The organism is Bacillus safensis FO-36b (genome assembly GCF_000691165.1).
Lineage (GTDB): Bacteria > Bacillota > Bacilli > Bacillales > Bacillaceae > Bacillus > Bacillus safensis.
The window spans coordinates 1-2,612 of the sequence record NZ_ASJD01000028.1 but is presented as its reverse complement, the minus strand read 5'-3'; the positions used below and the strand labels follow the sequence as shown (position 1 = coordinate 2,612).

3 protein-coding genes are annotated in these 2,612 nt (G+C 39.4%); all 3 read left to right on the top strand.

Features of this window, described 5'->3' with window-relative positions; all coding sequences use genetic code 11:
• Positions 1-207: 207 nt before the first annotated feature.
• The 3 genes from BA81_RS18925 (at position 208) to BA81_RS18915 (ending at position 2,583) form a co-directional block, all read left to right on the top strand.
• Positions 208-1,008, top strand: coding sequence for a Cof-type HAD-IIB family hydrolase (locus tag BA81_RS18925; protein WP_034284330.1), 801 nt, complete (start codon positions 208-210; stop codon positions 1,006-1,008).
• Between the two features lie 319 nt (positions 1,009-1,327).
• On the top strand, positions 1,328-2,239 hold the full coding sequence (locus tag BA81_RS18920; protein WP_034284328.1) for an alpha/beta hydrolase: 912 nt from the start codon (positions 1,328-1,330) through the stop codon (positions 2,237-2,239).
• 38 nt (positions 2,240-2,277) lie between these two features.
• Positions 2,278-2,583 (top strand): alpha/beta hydrolase, encoded by a 306-nt coding sequence (locus BA81_RS18915; RefSeq protein ID WP_034284327.1) that lies wholly within the window; start codon positions 2,278-2,280, stop codon positions 2,581-2,583.
• The last annotated feature ends 29 nt before the right edge of the window (positions 2,584-2,612 follow it).

Here is a 2,612-nt window from a genome sequence, read left to right as displayed (position 1 = left end):
GAAGTGAAGTAAGGAAAGAAGACGAACGATGACCGTTCGTCTTTTTTGTATAGAATGATTCATGAAACACCGTGTGACGTACATGTAACAAGTGCCTTTATATGTGATGACAAACAACATGTTCCTGGCTTATTTACTTACTGACACGTACACATATACAATTTTCATCGTATAGTGTTTGTTCAGCTAAGGAATTGGAGGAAGAACATGATTAAATTAATTATTACGGATTTAGACGGCACCTTTTTAAACCGCCAAGGATCATTTGATCAAGCTTTATTTCAGAAAATAAAAGCATTAATGGAAGAGAAAAATGTGGCGTTCGCTCCTTGTACGGGTAAGCAGTGTGAACGAGTAGAGGCATTGTTTGGTGATGATGCAAAGGATTTTTGGATTTTAGGGGATAGTGCAACGCGAATTAAAAAGGATGGGCAATTTGTTTATGAATCATTAATAAAAAATGATCTAGGTTTATCGATCATCCATAAGCTGGAGGAGATAAGCAAAGAGCAGACGATCATTGCATGTACGAAAGATGGTGCAGTGGTCAATGAGCATTTATCTGAGAGTGAAATGAGATTTGTGACGGGCTCTTATACAAATGTACTCAAGGTATCAAACTTTGCAGACATACAAGATGACTTTGTGAAAATTACCGTTCATGATCCTGAGGCAAAATGCGTACAGACAAGGGAGAGAATAAGTGAATTCTTTGAACAAGTATATGTTGTTGCTTCAGAGGATACGTGGATCGACATTGCCAATATTGGCGTTCACAAAGGAACCACCGTGAAACAGCTTCAGCACATATTGGGTGTGACAGAAGAGGAAACGATGGCATTCGGTGATGGTCGTAATGATCTAGAACTGATGGAATCCGCTCAATACAGTTTTGCTGTAAGAAATGCCATCCAAAAGGTAAAAGATGCTGCTCATTTTATTACGCTTTCAAATGAAGAGAGCGGGGTCATGCATACGATTCAAAAAATCCTAAGCTTGCAGCCTTAATCGTACTCAATTAAGAAGACGAACTTGTCCAGTTCGTCTTTTTCATGTCTGGACATTGACGAGATGAACACTCGGTCGTTATCTGTCTATTAATGAACGGTTAGGGTCAGATTGACAATTGATTGTCATGCGTCTAAAAAGTAGAATATGAGTAACAATAAATAAACAGTTGTTCATTAATGAATAAGTGTTTGTTGTGGTGAGTGATCAGCTGGATAAAAGGTTTTTTCCTGATGTACGTCTTCATACGGTATGCTTTAGAAGCCTTATCTTTCCATCGGCATCGATCATCATGATTCTATGAACAGGGGTCGATCATATGCGAAGTATTCAAAGTTTTTTAGTAGAACAGCTGCTTATTTTGACGAAAAAGAAACTCAACGTAAATGATTATCTAGAAGAACGAAGAAGGGCAAATCAATTACCTTATGAATTGCCTGAAAAACTTAAGAATAAGTACAATATCACTCAAAATCACTCGTTTCCAGTCGATACGTATATGCTGAAATCAAATGTCCAGCCGGATGACCATCAAGTGTTGTTTATACACGGTGGCGGCTATATTGAACAGCCTTTGATTTGGCATTGGCGTTTTTTAGACCGATTGACGAAGCAATTAAATAGTACGGTGTATGTGCCGGTTTATCCAAAAGCACCAAACCATCAGTATATGGATGCGATCGAAAGTGTCCTTCCTGTGTACCAAGCTCTTTTAGAGAAAGGAACGCCTGAAAATATCGTCATCATGGGTGATTCTGCTGGCGGAGGTTTATCGTTAGCCTTTGCTCAATACTTGGCAAAAAAGGGATTGCCGCAGCCAGGGAATATCATTCTTTTATCACCATGGCTAGATGTTACATTAAGTAACCCTGATATCGCTGCTATGGTTCCAAAAGAACCAATGCTCAATCTAGCATTATTAATTGAAGCAGGAAAAAGATATGCGGGTGACATGGATGAAACACACCACTTAGTCAGTCCAATCTATGGAGAGATCAAGTCACTGGGACGAATTTCTGTTTTTATAGGCACTCACGAATTCTTCCTCCCAGATGCCCGTAAATTCAAAGAGATGGCAGATAAGCAGGGGGTTCCAATAAACTATATAGAATATCCTAAAATGAATCACGTGTTTCCGGTCTTCCCTATACCAGAAGCAAAAAAAGCGTTAAACCAAATTGTCGCGATTATTGAAAATAATACCTTTCCTTTGAAAGAGTGCAATGAATAAGAAATAGAAATGAGGATGGCTAGCGCGGCTGGCCATTCTTGTTTCTGTTTGAAGTAGCGAAAAAATTGACAGACATCAAGACCGAACCATTCTCGTTTGCAAGTATGCAGCAGGCAGTCCCTGTACATATTCCAGAAAGACAATACATTTCATCACATGATGGTACAAGCCTTGCGTATTATCCATTTTTATCAGAAAAGAAGACGCAGGCCAATGTGATCTTAATTCATGGCGGTGGTGCTCATAGTTTGGCTGGTTATGAGCATATCGCCCATACGCTGCAGCATGAATTTCATGTGAATACGTTTTTGCTCGATCTAAGAGGTCACGGCCATTCGGAATGAGAAAGCTATTATGGAATGCTTGGGGAACT

Bases quoted from the DNA above. Each gene is read 5' to 3' on its own strand.
- BA81_RS18925 (WP_034284330.1), top strand. From the start codon at position 208: ATGATTAAATTAATTATTACGGATTTAGACGGCACCTTTTTAAACCGC.
- BA81_RS18920 (WP_034284328.1), top strand. From the start codon at position 1,328: ATGCGAAGTATTCAAAGTTTTTTAGTAGAACAGCTGCTTATTTTGACG.